Below are 242 nucleotides of genomic sequence, written 5' to 3'. Positions count from 1 at the left end.
TCGTGCAACAGCCAACCCGCCGACACCTTCGGCGCCAACACCCCCGCCAGACGCTCGACGGTCAGCCCCTCCACGACCCCGTCATCGAGGACACCGGCCGTGTGCACCACACCCGCCAGCCGGCCCCCGGCGGAGACCTCGGCCACCAGCGCGCCGACCTGGTCCCGGTCCGTCACGTCACACGCGACCACCCGCACCGACGCACCCAACGCCGACAGCCGCTCCGACAACTCGCCCGCACC

General features: G+C 73.6%; 1 protein-coding gene. It reads right to left on the bottom strand.

Annotation, left to right across the window (positions count from 1 at the left end; translation table 11 throughout):
* A partial coding sequence (locus tag ACFHW0_RS31960; protein WP_416613349.1) for an SDR family oxidoreductase occupies positions 1 to 242 on the bottom strand: 242 nt, incomplete at both ends.

Source organism: Micromonospora sp. LOL_025 (genome assembly GCF_048060285.1).
Classification (GTDB): domain Bacteria; phylum Actinomycetota; class Actinomycetes; order Mycobacteriales; family Micromonosporaceae; genus Micromonospora.
The sequence above is the reverse complement of the archived record's forward strand: the minus strand, read 5'-3'. Positions and strand labels throughout refer to the sequence as shown.